This is a genomic window from Fannyhessea vaginae DSM 15829 (genome assembly GCF_000159235.2).
Taxonomy (GTDB): domain Bacteria; phylum Actinomycetota; class Coriobacteriia; order Coriobacteriales; family Atopobiaceae; genus Fannyhessea; species Fannyhessea vaginae.
Genome location: NZ_ACGK02000001.1, coordinates 754,144 through 771,622, shown reverse-complemented (window position 1 = coordinate 771,622; position 17,479 = coordinate 754,144). Strand labels below are relative to the sequence as shown.

Annotated in this window: 13 protein-coding genes and 2 tRNA genes; 2 read left to right on the top strand and 13 right to left on the bottom strand. The window is 40.0% G+C overall.

The window, feature by feature from the left end; translation table 11 throughout:
- From HMPREF0091_RS03340 to HMPREF0091_RS03325, 4 genes are all read right to left on the bottom strand, one after another.
- Positions 1–813, bottom strand: a complete 813-nt coding sequence (locus tag HMPREF0091_RS03340) for a metal ABC transporter permease (RefSeq protein WP_006302854.1) — start codon at positions 811–813, stop codon at positions 1–3.
- Positions 800–1,477, bottom strand: a complete 678-nt coding sequence (locus tag HMPREF0091_RS03335; RefSeq protein WP_006302853.1) for a metal ABC transporter ATP-binding protein — start codon at positions 1,475–1,477, stop codon at positions 800–802. Before HMPREF0091_RS03335 ends, HMPREF0091_RS03340 begins: the two co-directional genes overlap by 14 nt.
- Positions 1,470–2,534: a metal ABC transporter solute-binding protein, Zn/Mn family gene (locus HMPREF0091_RS03330; protein ID WP_006302852.1), complete on the bottom strand. Its 1,065-nt coding sequence runs from the start codon at positions 2,532–2,534 to the stop codon at positions 1,470–1,472. The genes HMPREF0091_RS03335 and HMPREF0091_RS03330 overlap by 8 nt, the downstream gene beginning before the upstream one ends.
- A 344-nt stretch (positions 2,535–2,878) precedes the next feature.
- Positions 2,879–4,759, bottom strand: coding sequence for a CAP domain-containing protein (locus HMPREF0091_RS03325; protein WP_006302850.1), 1,881 nt, complete (start codon positions 4,757–4,759; stop codon positions 2,879–2,881).
- Between the two features lie 449 nt (positions 4,760–5,208).
- Here HMPREF0091_RS03325 and HMPREF0091_RS03320 point away from each other — a divergent pair.
- Positions 5,209–5,284 (top strand) — tRNA-His (locus HMPREF0091_RS03320).
- Between the two features lie 10 nt (positions 5,285–5,294).
- Positions 5,295–5,370: transfer RNA gene (locus tag HMPREF0091_RS03315), tRNA-Lys, on the top strand.
- Between the two features lie 273 nt (positions 5,371–5,643).
- Here HMPREF0091_RS03315 and HMPREF0091_RS03310 read toward each other — a convergent pair.
- The 9 genes from HMPREF0091_RS03310 to argS all read right to left on the bottom strand — a co-directional run bounded on the left by HMPREF0091_RS03310 (position 5,644) and on the right by argS (position 17,436).
- Positions 5,644–6,363: an ABC transporter ATP-binding protein gene (locus HMPREF0091_RS03310; RefSeq protein WP_006302849.1), complete on the bottom strand. Its 720-nt coding sequence runs from the start codon at positions 6,361–6,363 to the stop codon at positions 5,644–5,646.
- The gene (locus tag HMPREF0091_RS03305) at positions 6,364–7,311 is read right to left on the bottom strand and encodes an ABC transporter ATP-binding protein (RefSeq protein ID WP_006302848.1); all 948 of its coding nucleotides are present in this window, start codon (positions 7,309–7,311) and stop codon (positions 6,364–6,366) included. It lies immediately after the preceding gene.
- Positions 7,304–8,440: a branched-chain amino acid ABC transporter permease gene (locus tag HMPREF0091_RS03300; RefSeq protein WP_006302847.1), complete on the bottom strand. Its 1,137-nt coding sequence runs from the start codon at positions 8,438–8,440 to the stop codon at positions 7,304–7,306. Before HMPREF0091_RS03300 ends, HMPREF0091_RS03305 begins: the two co-directional genes overlap by 8 nt.
- Positions 8,441–8,449: 9 nt before the next feature.
- Positions 8,450–9,322 carry a branched-chain amino acid ABC transporter permease gene (locus HMPREF0091_RS03295; protein ID WP_006302846.1) on the bottom strand — a complete coding sequence of 291 codons (873 nt, stop codon included), beginning with the start codon at positions 9,320–9,322 and terminating at the stop codon, positions 8,450–8,452.
- A gap of 143 nt (positions 9,323–9,465) precedes the next feature.
- The gene (locus tag HMPREF0091_RS03290) at positions 9,466–10,668 is read right to left on the bottom strand and encodes an ABC transporter substrate-binding protein (protein WP_010241125.1); all 1,203 of its coding nucleotides are present in this window, start codon (positions 10,666–10,668) and stop codon (positions 9,466–9,468) included.
- A 336-nt stretch (positions 10,669–11,004) separates the two neighbouring features.
- The gene (locus HMPREF0091_RS03285; RefSeq protein ID WP_006302844.1) at positions 11,005–11,568 is read right to left on the bottom strand and encodes a VanZ family protein; all 564 of its coding nucleotides are present in this window, start codon (positions 11,566–11,568) and stop codon (positions 11,005–11,007) included.
- On the bottom strand, positions 11,568–12,746 hold the full coding sequence (locus tag HMPREF0091_RS03280; RefSeq protein ID WP_006302843.1) for a hypothetical protein: 1,179 nt from the start codon (positions 12,744–12,746) through the stop codon (positions 11,568–11,570). Before HMPREF0091_RS03280 ends, HMPREF0091_RS03285 begins: the two co-directional genes overlap by 1 nt.
- 312 nt (positions 12,747–13,058) lie before the next feature.
- Complete coding sequence (gene rho, locus HMPREF0091_RS03275) at positions 13,059–15,221, bottom strand: transcription termination factor Rho (RefSeq protein WP_006302842.1); 2,163 nt, start codon at positions 15,219–15,221, stop codon at positions 13,059–13,061.
- Between the two features lie 367 nt (positions 15,222–15,588).
- Positions 15,589–17,436, bottom strand: coding sequence for an arginine--tRNA ligase (gene argS, locus HMPREF0091_RS03270; protein ID WP_006302841.1), 1,848 nt, complete (start codon positions 17,434–17,436; stop codon positions 15,589–15,591).
- Between the last annotated feature and the right edge of the window lie 43 nt (positions 17,437–17,479).

The window sequence follows — 17,479 nt, the reverse complement described above, 5'->3', positions numbered from 1 at the left end:
TTAATGTCGACGTAGGTATTTAGGCATTACAAGAGATACAAGCAACACAAAGGTTGCCAAAAGAACAATAACTGAACCTGGCATCAAATTAAATTCAAATGAAATATAAAGACCTATATAGATAACAACAAGCGATATGCACATAGCAACCAATAAGGTGCATTTATATGTTTTACAAAATTGCATAGCACAGATAGCAGGAATTACCAACAATGAGGACACAATTAACGAGCCAATAGTCTTTGCCGCAATAGAAATACAAAGTGCAACCAATAGAGCAAACGAAAAGTTGAGCGAAGCCTGATGTATTCCCATAAGAGATGCACTTGTTGGATCAAAAACGCTTAGATACAAACGTTTATATATAGCTATATACACCACAGCTACCATCAATGCAGCAATAACAACCAAGTAAAGCTCAAAATCGTCAATAGTAATAATTGATCCAAATAGATATGAACTAATTGATTTAGAATTACCAATAAAACTTGTAAAAATGCCAGCTAAACCGATTGAAGCTGCCAAGACAACAACAGTTGAGATTTCTTGATATGCCTTCAGTCGAGAAGAAATGGCCTCAACGCTTAACGCCGCTACAACGCACGCAGCAACCGATCCTAAAAGTGGATTAAACCCAAAACAAAGACCCACGGCAACTCCGGCAAGCGATGCGTGAGCAAGCGTATCCCCCATCATAGAAAGACGCTTAAGCGTAACAGGGAGGCCAATAAGCGGTAAAATGCAAGCAAGCGCAGTTCCAACTATGCAAGCACGCTGCATAAACTCATATGAAAACATATCAAGCACAAACATCTACCTCCTCTTTCCAAAGGTGAGCAGAAACTTCGGTAAGCTGGCCCTTTTCAAGCCTCACAACACGATCAACATAAGCAGACAATTCATGAAGATGGTGCGTAATCAAAACAACCGTTTTTCCTTGAAGAGTTAAGTTCCGCAACAACTCATAAAGCTCTTTTGAAAATTTTTTATCAATACCACTGGTAGGTTCGTCCAACAAAATCAACTTAGCGTTTTTAAGCAGTGCAAGTAAAATTCCAACGCGTTGAAGTTGGCCACCTGAAAGTTCAGAAAGTCCTTTATTCACGTGATCTTCAAGTTGAACCATTTTAAGCAGATCAACCACATCTGTTGTAACATGCAAAAAAGAACGATGAATGTTGACGAGTTCTTTAATAGTGGTAGGAAAATTACGATATCCAAGTACAGAATTTTGGGAAACATAGGCAATATCTTGGTGATGATTGCACTGAATGATAGGATCACCAAAAAGTGATATATCACCTTTTGAAGGATGTAAATTCCCCAAAATAAGGTTCATGAGGGTAGACTTTCCTGCACCATTATCTCCAATAAGTGCAACAAACTCCTGCGAAAAGATATCAAGTGATGCATGCGAGATAACTGGGGTATCTGCATATGCAAAACTAATATTGTCTAAGCTACAAACACTATTCACTGAAGGACTCCATCAACGCATCAAGATTCTTTTCCATAAGTGCTAAATAGCCCATATTGACTTCATCATCGGTAAGACTTTCCATGGTGTATAAAGAGGAGGTTTTTGCTCCCGTAGTACGTGCAAGCGTTTCTGCAACTTTAGGCGTTGCGCTACCTTCAAAAAAGATGGTAGTAATGTTGTGTTTCTTTACAAAATCCGAGATTGTTGCAAGTTGCGCAGCTGTAGGCTCGTCCTCAGGAGAAATACCTGTTACTGCAACTTGTTTTAAGCCGTAATCACGAGCTAAGTAATTAAATGCAGCATGAGAAGCAACAAAATAACGTTTATCAGGAGCAACGCTAGAAAGTGTGTCACTAAATTTCTTATCTAATTGTTTAAACTCAGCAAGTGACTTTGCATAGTTGTCTTTGTAATATTGCGCATTGTCAGGGTCCATGGTGGCTAATTTTTGATAAATGGTATCAAGCTCTTCCATAGCATTCTTAATGCTTAACCACGTATGAGGATTAACATTACCATGCTTGGATTCTTGAGTATCCTTTGTAGTATCTTTAACTACCTCATATTCATTAGAAGACTCCGCGTCTTGTAGGCTATCACCCACAGGCTTTGACGTATGTTCAAGAAGTTCTAAGCCTTGACTTAGATCAAGAAATTTAGAATCGTCGCCAACAGTTTTCTTTAAATCAGGAATAAAAGCTTCCATACCTGCTCCGTTATAAACAAACAGATCTGCTTTGCTCATAGCGGCCATATCTTTTGCTTTAAGTTCAAAATCATGAGGTTCCTGATTACCTTTAATGATCATCTTAACATTCATTTTGTCACCAACAATGCGTTTAGTGAGATCATAAACTGGAAAAAAAGTTGTATAGATTGTTTTCTTAGAAGCATCATCTGTAGAACTTTCTACAGATGATGTATCTGCTTGTTTATCTTGTTTTCCCTTACACGCAACTAACGGCAGGCTTAAGCAACACGCCATAAGAACCGCACTCACGCCCCATAGAATTCTTTTATTCAACGTTCCTCCCCAACTGACACCAATTGCCATATCCACATAAAATAATACAAAATTACGTCTAAGCGAATATGAAATCTATTTTCATTTCATAGGTACTATATCAGTATTCACAAGGAGTTATTACATAAATTTAGAGAAAGCTCTAATGTTTACGATTTATTCATAATTGGAAATGGATTTCATTTTCTAGGGTGCTTGACCCTGTGAGTAGCTCTATACAGGCATTTATATATTCAGACAAAAAATCAGAATTATAGAAAAACAAGATTTTAAAAAGAGCCATACCACTAGCGGTACGGCTCTTTAAATTAGCTTTCGTACATTTAGGAGAAACAAAATCTCAAAAATTGTAAGATATTTTCCGTGAAAAGCAGCTATGCTTGAGTGCTTTTAACCCATTGCGTGAGTTCACGCTCATATTCATCAACCGTCATGGACTTTGAATCGTTCGTTTCCCATAAAAACGTTTGATCAAAACATGGCTGCCTATATTCATTATTTGCATAGGTTGCTATTGCAAAACCGGTGCACTCATACTTTTCCCTGATGATATTAAGATAGTGACCCGCAGCTGCTTTATTCTTAACTGGATCGGCATCATACAAAGCCTTTTCTTTATCGTACCAACCAGTAAATGGTTTCTCAGGATACCATGCTAAATTCTCGCCAACGTTAAACTGCTGAGCATGAGCTATATGCGAACTTGACCAGTTAGCGTCCGACATTGCCATCGCCACTAACTCATACGTAACACGTAAGGGTTTAAGACCGTGACGAGCACGAAGCGCATTACAAACTTTCATCTCGGGTATGGATGCAAGCATATTCTTTACTGCCGTAGCATCGTTTGGATTTCCTTTGTGCGTGAAGCTTGCATAATTTGCCGTGTTTAAAATCTCTAATGCACGAGTTGCACCTTTTGCCTTAAAAAACGCAAAGGCACCGTCTTCATAAGCTTGAGTATGGCGAATTGGAACATCTTTAACTGATACTAAACCTTCTTGCGGATCAAGAGTGTAGATCTTACCTTTAAACGTAAGTTCTCCAGTTACCATCTTATAGTCATCATTAAAGTAGAATAATTTACCATTTGTAGTGTAGAACCACCCTTTAACAAGACAACCATGAGCCTCAGTGTGTAGCCAGTTACCAGATTCGTCTTTTACCCACTCGTTATAGAGCAATCCATCGTTTTTATCTAACCAAAAGGTATAACCTTTATCGGTTAGGATACCTGTTTTCATAGTATGGTCTTGATTAAAGTAGAACCAGTATCCGCTTTTGGTCTTAAACCAACCTGTTGCTAAGACACCGTTATCATCGGTGTGAAGCCAATTACCTTTAGCGTCTTGTACCCAGCGGTCATACAGAAGTCCTGCATTTTCATCTAACCAGTAGTCTTTATTATCATCGGTTAGTTTACCTGTTACCATCTTATAGTTGTCTTTATTAAAGTAGAACCATTTACCATTAGGTGCATGATACCAACCAGTAAGCAGGCAGCCATTACCATCGGTACGTAACCAATTACCTTTAGAATCTTTTACCCACTCGTTATAGAGTAATCCATCGTTTTTATCTAACCAAAAGGTATAGCCTTTGTCGGTTAAGATACCTGTTTTCATAGTATGGTCTTGATTAAAGTAGAACCAGTATCCGCTTTTGGTCTTAAACCAACCTGTTGCTAAGACTCCGTTATCGTCAGTGTGTAACCAGTTTCCTTGGCTATCTTGTACCCAGCGGTCATACAGAAGTCCTTTTGAGTAATCAATATAAAATGGGTGATTAAGATTAGTAAGTGCTCCAAATTGTGCATACCCATTGTTATCAAAATACCACCAAGCACCATCACCTGCGCGATACCAACCAGTAACTAGACAGCCGTCTTCATTCGTGTGAAGCCAGTGCCCTTTAGTGTCCTTAACCCATCCATCGTATACAAGACCTTGTGATTCATCAATCCAGTATGATTTGCCATCGCCATTATCAAGATAACCCGTAGCCATTTTATGTGATTCAGGATCAAAGTAGAACCATTTACCATTTGGAGTTTTAAACCAACCACTGGCATACGTGCCATCGCTTAAAACATAGCTCCACGAATTGCCATCATGAATCCAACCACTGTTTTGCGCTAAAGCGGTTTGTGGATTTAAGAATAGAAGTGAACACCCTAGACCAAGCGTAACTGCTGCGGCCAAAATCGAAGCATGAGGACGTGATCTGGCATGCTCAAAAGGTTTACAGGAAATCATATAGCCCCTCCTTTGACTAAATTTCTCGGATTATTTTACAAAAAATAATCCCATGGTTATAAATTATGAATTAATTTAATCATATTGTAACTATGCGCTTTTACACAAAGATAAAATTAAAAAGGGCATGCGTCTTTTCATAAAAGAAATGCAAAAAAGTAAAGAAGCCTTAAAGTTATAAGCTCATACAAATTATTCGTTCACAAATGGAACAATAATTATAATTTCAACGTTAGGTAGGAGCTGAAAGTGCAGATGATGCAGACTTTAATAGAGCGATACGTTACTGATCACATGTCCGTCAGTACTGCCAAGTATCGTAAAATCAAAACTTTACGCGTGCTATTCATGTAAGATTACGAAGATTTTTCCATATTTCAATCTTTTTCGCAAAAAAGGCTTGCACTTTTTACAATTATTCGTCATCATTATCAACGCACTACTTGATGGTGGGTGTAGCTCAGTTGGCAGAGCGCCGGACCGTGGCTCCGGAGGTCGAGGGTTCGAGCCCCTCTACCCACCCCATTTTGTATGTGGGTCGTTAGCTCAGTTGGTAGAGCAGGGGACTCTTAATCCCAAGGTCGAGGGTTCGACCCCCTCACGACCCACCATTCTTTTCTCACCTTTTCACCTGCTAAAACTTAACTAATTAACCGTAATAAAGCGTCTAAATAGCTCCAAGTGTTACAAACCGTTTATCAGGCGTTATATACTGTGAATAATTCTTGTGAGACAGTTTGGGGACAGAAAATATATCTTATAGTTTATCGAACTCATCAACCAAGTCTGCGGCTTGGAAGCGTATGTAACAATACCTCAAAAAAAGCCCTTCTTCTGAGAAGGGCTTTACATCATAGACAGTTATAAGCAACACAGAGATAATATTACTTTTTGGAAGAACCTCCTAGATAAGCTCTGCGAACATCGTCGTCATGCAACAACTCTTGTCCCGTACCAGTTTTGGTGAGCGTACCTGTTTCTAAAACATAGCCACGATCAGCAATTGAAAGAGCCATCGAAGCGTTTTGTTCTACCAATAAAATAGTAGTCCCCTGCTCGTTAAGCTCTTTAATAATAGAGAAAATCTCCTTAACCAAAATAGGAGCCAAACCCATAGACGGCTCGTCGAGCATGAGCAAACGTGGTTTACTCATTAAAGCTCTACCCATAGCAAGCATTTGTTGCTCGCCACCACTCATGGTACCTGCTGATTGCTTAAGACGCTCTTTTAAACGAGGAAAATGCTCGTAAATACGTTCAAGCGTTTGTTTATTCTGTGCGTCATTTTGCGTGTATCCACCCATCATAAGGTTTTCTTCAACACGCATATTGGTAAAAACATGACGGCCTTCTGGGCATAGTGCAAGACCATGGCGAACAATTTTATGAGCAGGCATTCCAACAAGGGATGTATCCTCAAATAAAATTTCTCCAGACTGAGGCTTCAGCAAACCTGCAAGGGTGTTCAGCGTTGTAGACTTTCCTGCACCGTTGGCACCAATTAAAGAAACGATCTCGCCTTCGTTTATTTCAAAACTGATGCCACGAACGGCCTTGATCATTCCGTAAGACACATGTAAATCGGAAACTTTTAAAAGCGCCATTTACGCCACCTCCTGTTTACCAAGGTAGGCTTCTATAACACGTGGGTCATGTTGAATTTCCTCAGGCGTTCCCTTAGCAATAATTCTTCCGTAATCAAGAACACCAACAGATTCGCACACACCGCATACGAGGTTCATATCGTGCTCAATAAGCAATATTGCAATCTTAAATGTGTCACGAATAATTTCGATATGCTCGGTAAGAGCCGCTGTTTCGGAAGGATTCATACCAGCAGCAGGCTCATCAAGCAACAATAACTTTGGTTGCGTTGCAAGTGCTCGAAGAATTTCCAAACAGCGCTGCTGTCCATATGCCAAATTTCCTGCAGAGGTATAAGCTGTTTTTTGCATGTCAAACAAGCCCAAAAGCTCATATGCCTTCTCTTTAAATTCTCGCTCTTGCTTCCAGTGCTTAGGAAGACGAAAAACATCGCTCACAAGCCCTGTTGACATAGAAGAGTTAAAACCAACCAAAATATTATCAAGAACGCTCATCTGATTAAAAAGTCTAATATTTTGAAACGTTCGTGCTACACCCATTTTATTTACTTGCGTGATTGTTTTACCAGCGGTGTCATAACCATCTACTAAAACAGTACCGCGCGTAGGCTTATACACATTGGTAAGCAGGTTAAATATGGTAGTTTTGCCCGCACCATTAGGGCCTATTAAACCTGCAATTTCGGTTTTACCAATAGCAATATTAAAGTTATCAACGGCTGTAAGACCACCAAAATCGATTCCTAAGTGCTCAGCTTGCAAAACGGGAATCTTTCCAAGATCACGCTCGGGCAATAAATTAGGTGACTCAACAGGAACAAGAATGGAACGCAGCCTTTTCCCTAAAGAGAGTGAAGATGACGGCTTATCTTGTAACGTAGTCTTTGATACAACGGAATTGGTGGGGTCTATACCCTCAGCTTCAACTTTTGTCTTATCATTACTCATGAGCACTCACCTCTTTTTTATTCGACGTGCCACGCACTTTCAACATCAACTTACCAAGAATACGAGAGAGCGAAAAATCATAGGACCCAAAAAGACCTTTAGGTCTAAATATCATGACTAAAATGAGAACAACAGAATATGCAATCATACGATAGTCAGAAAATCCTCGCAGTAATTCAGGCAGAACGGTAAGTGTAGTTGCAGAAAGAATAGATCCAAGCATAGAACCCATGCCGCCCAAAACAACCATAACCAAAATCTCAACCGATTTCATAAAACCAAATTTTGCCGGAGCAAGAACACCAATACAGCCAGCATACAAAACACCTGCAACGCCTGCAAAAAAGGCTGAAAGTACAAAGGCAGTTGTTTTATACATAGTAATTGAAATTCCACTTGCCTCTGCTGCAATTTCATTATCACGAATCGCGTAAATTGCCCTACCCCACCTGGACTTCATGAGCGTATGGATAACAAAAATGGTGATAACGACAAGAACCGATGTATTAATGAAGTTGGTAAACGAAGGTATTCCGGTTAAACCTTTTGCGCCTCCCGTAAGGGTAACGTTAAAGGTATCATCAAAATTTTGCATAACCACACGAATGATTTCGGCAAAACCAAGAGTAATGATAGCTAAGTAGTCGCCTTTAAGACGAAGCGCGGGAATACCAATAATTAAGCCACACAGAGCCGCAGCAAGGCCACCAATAACTACGCCACCTATAAAAATAGCAACTGCAACGGGAGATAAAAGGACAAAGGCACGCGGTGCCAGGTGAAGAGCCTCGGCGCACTTCATAATAAAGATAGCGCCAGCATAACCTCCTACCGACATAAAACCTGCGTGACCAAGTGGCAACTGTCCAAGATAGCCTGTTACCAAGTTGAGGGAAACAGCCATGATGATATAAATACCAATTTGTTCGAGAACAGAAATTTGATATCGAGAAATAAATGCAGAAGAAATTAAAAACTGACCAAGTGCTATAACAATCACAATAAGAAGCGTATTAACAAGATAGCTCACAGGTGTTGAAAGATGAGGAGCACTCTCAAATGCTTGAGCATCTTGGGCAGGTTTAGCACTATTGCTTGATGTTTTTTGAGACGAATGAAATAAACGCATGTTCTTCTCCTAAACTTTCTCATTAATCGGTTTGCCTAAAATACCTGTAGGCTTAACGACCAAAACAATAATAAGAAGCAAAAAGACAATAGCGTCTTTCCAAACAGAGAGACCACATGCAGAAACCAGGACCTCAGCAAATCCTACTACCAAACCACCGATCACCGCACCAGGGATAGATCCAATTCCGCCTAAAACTGCAGCAACAAAAGCTTTTGTTCCAAGCATAACACCCATCGTTGGGCTTGCTTGCGCATAAGCCATGCTATAAAGAACGGAGCCAATACCAGCAAGTACACAACCAAGTGCAAAGGTAAACGAAATAACGGTGTTAACGTTAATACCCATTAAACGAGCGGCTCCCATATCTTCGGATACGGCACGCATAGCAGCGCCAAGCTTGGTTTTTTTGACTAAAAGCGTAAGAACCGCACATGATATTCCAGTAACAACAATGGTAATAACAGCTACGGTAGAAATAGGAAGCCCCATAAACTCAGATGATGACACTTCAAAGAAGTTAGGAAGAACTTTTGCATCGGCACCAAAAATTAATTGTGCACAATTCTCAAGAAAATACGAAACGCCAATTGCGGTAATAAGCAAAGATAAGCGAGGAGCATTTCTTAAAGGTGCATACGCAAGCTTTTCGATGACAATACCTAAAAGCGTGCAGACGATAATCGTTGCTATAATAGCGGGTATAGGACCAATTCCTAACTGAACTAAACAAAGCCAGGAGATATAGGCACCTACCATAATAATATCTCCATGTGCAAAGTTGAGAAGCAGGATAATTCCATACACCATAGTGTAACCCAAAGCAACGAGCGCATAAATACTACCAACTTGCAACCCGTTAAGAATTTGCATTCCTATCATCTCAAACCTCCTTATCACGAAACAACTGACGATGCGTTGAAAAATATATAAACAATTAAGTACAAAGCAAATACGGTCTTTTTATATGGAAAACCCTTATGCCTTTACATCTTGCATAAGGGTTTACCAAAATTAAAGATTAGTTATTTTGCTTCAATAACCTGAAATACTTTTTGTTTACCCTTATCAAAGGTAACAACAAGGGTAGATTTAACTGGGTCACCAGTTCCTTCAAATGCAATAGAACCCGTCACACCATCCACTTTATCTTGAGCAATGGCGTCAATGAGAGCTTGCTTGTACTCTTCGGTTCCAGGCTTTACGTCGCCTTTATCATCAACGGTTTTCAAAGCTGCGCACATCATCATTGCGGCATCATAACCAAGTGCGCAGAAGTTAGAAGGATTCTTGCCATACTCGTCGTGATAGGCTTTAACAAAGTCTTTGACTTTGTCATTATCATTTTCAACAATGAACGGGCAGTTATAATAGCAACCTTCCAAATCCTCTGGTGAAGCATACTTATCATCACCGTCAACCATGTTAGCCCAACCGTCTGCGCCAAGGAACACGCCTTTGTAACCAAGTTGACGAGCTTGAGTAACAATTTTGCCGCTGTCTTGATAATAGTTAGGACAAAATACGGCATCAGGCGAAGTCGCAAAAATCGCAGTAAGCTGAGCATTAAAGTCTACGTCTCCAGCTGCATATGCCTGTTGCGATGTAACGTTAATACCAAGTTGCTGACATTCTTCAACAAAAATCTTGTTAATACCGCTTTCGTAATCACCACCAGAGTTATAGATAGTTCCCACAGTTTTATATCCCTGCTTTTGTGCAAACTTAGCCATAACTTTACCTTGGAAGTCATCTGTCATGGTAGCTCTAAATGCATTATGACCAAATGAAGTAAAGGCTGGAGCAGTAGCAGACGCGCTAATAAGCGGCATGTTATCATTTGCAGAAACCTGAGCAACTGCAATAGAAGGCGTTGAAGTAACGTCACCAATGATAGCCAATACCTTTGCATCAAGCATTTTTTCGTAAACGTTCTTTGCCTCGGTAGAATCGCCTTTTTCGTCTTCGATCATAAGATCGACGGTTTTACCGTTAACACCACCATTAGCATTGAACTGTTTAACATAAAGTTGAACACCGTTTCTAATAGCAAGGCCGTATTGAGCAACATCGCCCGTATACGGCCCCATAACACCAACTTTTAATGAATCGCTTGATTGTGAGGACATGTTATTATTGCAACCAGCAATAATAGACAAACCCCCCATCAGTGTAGCGGCTTGCGCACTCAGCTTGACAAATTGACGTCGTGTGAGATTAGTCATCATCATATCCCCCTTCAAATCGTTTATGTATGTGATAACAACTCTTGATGAATACTGTAAAGCCTTGTTAGAAATTTTTTGTCCAAAAACAAATCTTGTCATCATTTGTTAACGAAAGTATTCAAAATTGAAATAAAAATACGAGAATTTACTCATTTTAGGTAACAAATCGGTAATCATAATTTTTTAAATGTATGAGAAAATCGGAAAGTTCCTACCTGATTTCTTTATTATTATTGGATAATCATAGACATATATACATAGTTTTTTGAATACTAATATGCTTTTTGCAGCATGTTAAAGTTAAGAATTATTGGAAATATCAAGCTCAAAGCTTTATTAATTTTTATGGGAACAGAAATGTTGAGTTTTCCTAGAATTCCTATAATGTTTATAGATGGCCACAACTATGCATACGCCGCAAGCTACACCAACCAAATCAATAAAGCAATCAGTAAGTTGGCCACTTCTACCAGGAACAAACAACTGTATTGTTTCATCGCAAGCTGGAACAACACAAGCTCCTAAAACAAAAACAAGTCCAAGTTGTAAAGTTTTAGTGCGTAAAACAGCTCTATTTTCTAAACAACAAGAAGTGCATGCAAGTTCAGAACAAACCTTGATAAACAAAGATGTGAGAAGAACACCAAAAACCGTATACTCAAGGATATGGGCACTTTTTCGCACAATTAAAACCATCGTATGAATATTTTGAACACCCACAAAAGTAAAAACATTCCAAAGATTATAAACCAATGCATCACTTTGAGCAGATGACACAACTCCAGGCGTAGCAGAGTGATACCACATACTACCTATCCAAACAAGTGTAGAAATCCAAAGAATACTTGCAGCATATTTATATATAACCCTTTGAAATATTCGATACCACCTAAGAAGCATTATGCCTCTTTAACAGCGGTTTCAGCAAAATGTTTGGGTGGAAACACACACGATTTTGCAGGCGAGGAAGCCATGTGTTTGGGCACATGACTTAATCGAGTTACCGAATGTGAGTTTGAAGTAAAACGAAGCGGTAACGTTTGACTACCACCTTCAAGAACCTTTAAATATCTGTGAGAACTCTTGCGCGCGATCCCCGACTCATTTCGCGAAAACTCATCTGCTAATAAGTAATCTACATAAGAATCTCTGTCAACAACTTCAGGATGGTTAGCAGGCGCCTTAAAAGGAATAAACGCTGTAATATTACTCATGTTATCCACTTCATCAAGCGAATCAAGATCAACAGACGCCTTAAGAGGCTCTGGATCGTCTGCATGAATAATCTTATCATTCATATTGTGTAAAGCAACTTCCCATAAATCTTCATGATCAAGTTCTTCAACACTGCGCTTAGCAGGATATGTGCCTTCGTTAACTTCTGCAATCGAACTTCTAATATAATCAGCGCGTGATTTATAAGGATTGCTAGTACCGCTAACAGAATCTGACTTCTTGTTTTGGTTTTCTTCTTCTAACCAAGTTGGATTATGATTAAAATCAACAGGTGTCATTTCTCGATAAGAATCTTCATCACCAACATGAGCAGTACTCTTACCAACACGGGCTTCCCACCAACTTGTCCCCACATCTCCAACCGAACCGTCAGCTCGTTCAATAACAGGCAAATCATCAAATCGATCAGAAGATAAGCGATCTTTGAGAATTTTTGCAACACCTTGGGCGCGTGTAGCCATGCGTTCTTTAAAGGACTGATGGCGTACATAATTCGTTGCAACATCCGCATAGTCATCGCTTGCATGAAGCGCGGATACAGGCACGTCTGTTGATAGTGAGCAACCGTCCTTTGATGCCTTTAGATTTGATATTTCGACGTTATTAGAAAACTCATCAAAGGCAGCACTGTCATGACGATGGTGATATTGAACTAAAAAGTATGAAATTGTAGCGATAAGGCCAGAAATACCAACTCCAGTTAAAAGACCAAAACCAAAATCAACATTCGGCTGAAATGGAGTTAAGGATTGACGCGTGGCATAGGCATAATGCGGAGCAAACACACAATTACAAGAAAGAAGCCCTGCGAGGATAGCTTGTTTACTTCTTATGCCTTTCATATCTAAACCTCTCTTGCAAGTTTTAGATACGCAGGTAAACATAGACGCTGCTGCGAAATTACTAAACGGCGGTGTGTGTTTAATCTGCGTATACCGTTTATCAGTATGAATTATTAATTAACTATCTTTAATAGTACGCAAAAATCAGAAAAGTTCAAGGTTAAATATAAAAGGCGAATAAATTTTAACGGTTGTGTGCACATTCAACCTATAGTATTGTTCGCATGGTAGAAAAAACGCAGAGCTAAGAAAAAATGAGCCACACAGTTGTTCATCTGGTGCGACTCATTTATACATGCATTATATGTTTGTCTAAAGTTTTGACGGAGAGTCTACATAATCTATTGCTTGCGCTTTTCGAGCAGAGCGAATTAAAAAGTCCTCATTGTCCTTTGTTTCTTTGAGACCCTTAACAAGTGCCGAAGCTGCGCGTTCGGTATTGTTCATATTTGCCAACACACGACGAAGACCCCAAACAAATGGCTGAAGCTCCTTGGCAATAAGCAGATCTTCATTACGCGTACCTGAAGAAACAGGGTCAATAGCTGGGAAAATACGACGATCTGCTAAATCTCGATCAAGCTTAAGTTCCATATTGCCCGTACCTTTGAACTCTTCAAAGATAACTTCATCCATTTTTGAACCAGTATCGATAAGAGCAGACGCAAGTATAGTAAGTGATCCACCGTGTTCGATATTACGTGCAGCTCCCAAGAATTTCTTAGGGGGATACAAAGCAGCGGAATCTACACCACCTGATAAAACACGTCCACTTGCAGGTTGTGCAAGGTTGTATGCACGCGCAAGACGCGTAATCGAATCAAGAACAACTACTACATCTTGTCCTAGTTCAACAAGGCGTTTGGCGTGCTCAATAACAAGCTCAGAAACTGAGGTATGATTCTCTGCTGGCATATCAAAGGTGGAGGCAACAACCGTTCCTTTTATGGAACGTTGCATATCGGTAACTTCTTCTGGACGTTCGTCAACCAATAAGCAGAAAAGATGTACCTCGGGGTTATTTGCTGTAATAGATTGACATATTTTTTTAAGAATAGTTGTTTTACCTGCTTTTGGAGGAGAAACAATGAGTCCACGCTGACCTTTTCCAATAGGTGCAACCAAATCAATCGCACGTCCTGTTATTGATTGTTGACCGTTTTCCATAATAAGACGTTCATCAGGATAAACAGGAGTTAAATCACGAAAACGCGGGCGCTTACGAATCTCTTCAGGCGTTTTACCATTGATTTGAACAATTTTATGAAGCGGAGGAAACTTATTGTTACGGCTTGGAGAAACACGACCGTCAATCCAATCACCAGGACGCAGACCATATTGTCGAATAAGTTGCTGATGGACAAATGCGTCATTATCGCCACTCATATAATTACCTGTGCGAATAAATCCATAACCATCTGGCTGTATATCTAAAACTCCTTGAATAGAGGCAAAGCCCTCTGAAGCTGCAGCAGCTCTATAGATTTGCTCTATAAGAACCTTCTTACGTACACCTGAAGTTTCGAGCCCAAGCTCTTGTGCTTTCGCGCGCAGCTCGGCTACTTTCATAGTTGATAGCTGTTCTTGAGTAAGAGAAGGTTCGCTTGGTGCTGCGTTGTCTGTTTTTCTACCCCGTCTGCGCTGCTGCTTTGTAAAACGTACATTCACTTGTGGAACTTTGACAGCAGTTTGATTCACACGCGTAGCTTGTGGAGTTGATTGACTCAACGCTGCAGTTAAAGGTTCTGATGTATTGCTCGATGCAATAGACTCGTTATTTGTATTTTCAGTTGAAATATTCTTACCTTGAGACGCTAATTTTATTTGATCGACATTGTTATGACGACGATGACGACGCAGTTCTACTGTTGGCGTAGTAGTAAATGGGGTTTTTGCTTCGGAGTTAGTTTGATGTTCTGATTCATTCTCGATCTGAGATGTAGTTGCTCTTACTTCATGATATACAGCACTGTGTTGAGCCACTTCAGGAGTTTGTGATTGGTTTTGCTCTTGAGTTTGCTCTTTCTTAGGTACTATATCTGATGCAACACGATGCAACTTTTGGCTTTGAGGCATTTCAGGCTTTTGTAACTTTTCATGCGATACAACAACATTTGCTTGATTTGATATATTCAGATCAACAGAAGACGGAACCTCTTGAGCTTTTAACATGATGTCATGGGATTCTATCGATTGTTGTTGCGCTAAAAGCGCAGCTTCTATAGCCTTTTGACGTGCAATTATATCTGCTTTACGAGGACGACCACGACGGCGCTTAGGGAGATTAATTAAAGGAAGAGACCCATCCTCAATATTTTTAATAAGTTCGTGTTCTGATGCTTGTTCGTTACTGGATTCCTCATGTACAAATTGAGAAGAAGTATCTAACGAGGAATCAAGCGGATTTTGATTTTTACGCGGACGACCGCGACGGCGTTTTTGAGGAGTAACTGAATCTACACCTGATTGGTTCATAATTGGAATATGCCTTTCTTGTAACTGTTTCCAGGTGAAAATAAATTAACTATTAGATATAAGACGTTTAAATCATTGAAGAAAACGTTTTAATCACTCTGATCGATATAACAAACGTATAAAGGGATTTAATAGTTAAAATACAAAACAACTGTATACTAACACATTTAATAATTCAAAAATGTGTCTTGAAATAAAAGTATTTTGAAATACGACAAACTAACAGAATATACACAAACGAAGATATAGAAAAGGAGCAGTTAGGCTTTTGTCAACGAACGCTCAGTAACACTTCCTTGAAAAACTAACAGTCATGCTGTTAGATTAGCTAAACAGCATGACTGATACGAGTAAAAGAACCTACATACTACATTACATCAGGAGCAGATACGCCAATAAGCTTGAGCGCAACTTCGAGATTAATACGAACTGCATCACAGGCTGCAAGACGAGCACGAGAGAGCTCTGGATCAATTTGTCTACCTTCACTTGAAAGTACTTGACAATTTGCATAAAAGCCGTGGAAAGCACCTGCAAGCTCTTCGCAGAAATGCGTGATTCTGAAGGGTGCACGATCGCGTGCACAACCTGAAATAAGCTCGGGGAACTCAGAAAGTTTACGCGTAAGTGCAGCTTCCATGGGATGAACCAGAAGCGACAAATCACAGGCATTACCAATTGCTTTTTGTGCAACAGCATCCATGCCTAAAGATTTAGCTTCTTCTTCGCTTACACCAGCTGCGTGACGCAAGATCGAGCAAATACGCGCATGAGCATATTGAACGTAAAATACTGGGTTTGCGTTTGATTTTTCTTTTACAGCTTCGATATCAAAATCGATCGTTTGATTAGATGACTTGCTTACCAGGGTATAGCGTGTAGCATCTACCCCAACCTCTGCAATCAGCTCGTCAAAAGGAACCATAGTACCACGACGTTTTGACATACGAACAGGCTCACCGTTACGCAGCAAGTTTACAAACTGACCTAAGTCAACCTTAAATTGGCCCTTAAATCCAAGTGCATCACATACGTTCGTAACACGAGCAATATATCCGTGGTGGTCAGAACCCCATAAATCAATAGAGAGCTGCGCACCTCGGTCAAACTTATTCCAGTGGTATGCAACATCGGAAGCAAAATAGGTGTAATCACCGTTAGACTTAATCAATACACGGTCTTTATCGTCGCCAAACGCGGTAGACTTAAACCAAAGTGCGCCGTCATCCGTTTTATAAAGGTATCCCATTTCATCAAGACGAGCAAAAGCTTTATCAACCAAAGAAACACCCTGCTCATTTTTGTCATAGAGTGAACGCTCTGAAAACCAAAGGTCAAAATCGCAGCGGACGTTGTGACAGGTCTTTTTGATACGAGAAAGCATGGCCTGATATGCACGCTCACGGAAAGCATCACAACGCTTTTCTTCGTCAACCTTATACCAAGCGTCACCATCAGCATCATAAAACTCTTTTGCAATCTCGATAATATAATCGCCACCATACGAATTACCACCAAGATGCTCGTTAAAAGCGTCCATAAAGGGGTGTTTTTCGGGGTGAGAGTCATCCTCGTCTAAAACGTATTCTTCACGGTCTTGCAAAAGAAGCTCATATGCTTTATTGCTATCGCAGGATTTTTCTTGCATAATTTGACAAAGTTGCACATAACGCATAGCAACTGAACCGCCAAAAACATCCATTTGCGAGCCATGGTCATTAATGTAATACTCACGGAAAACGTCATATCCACAAAAATCTAAAACATTGCAGATAGAGTCACCTAAAGCAGCCCAACGGCCGTGACCAACATGTAATGGTCCAGTTGGATTAGCAGAAATGAACTCGTAATTTATCTTAAAACCATGACCATCGTCACATGAGCCCCATCTACTACCCTGCGCACGAACGTCATTAATAACATCGTTACTTGCAGCGGCCTTGAGATAAAAATTAATAAAGCCAGGACCTGCTATTTCAACTTTCTCAACTTCCTTGTTCTCGGGAAGATGATCAACAATAATCTGCGCGATTTTTGCAGGAGCCATATGCGCAAGACGAGCAGTTCGCAGCGCTACGGTTGAAGACCAATCACCGTGATCGGCATCAGCTGGACGCTCAATACAGGCGTCTTCGATTTTGAAATCAGGAAGATCTGAAGATGCTTGGGCATCCTTAAGAGCACAAAGAACAAGGTCATTAATTGCTTCGGGCATATATAACTCCTTTAATCATATACATGCTGGACGTATACTATCT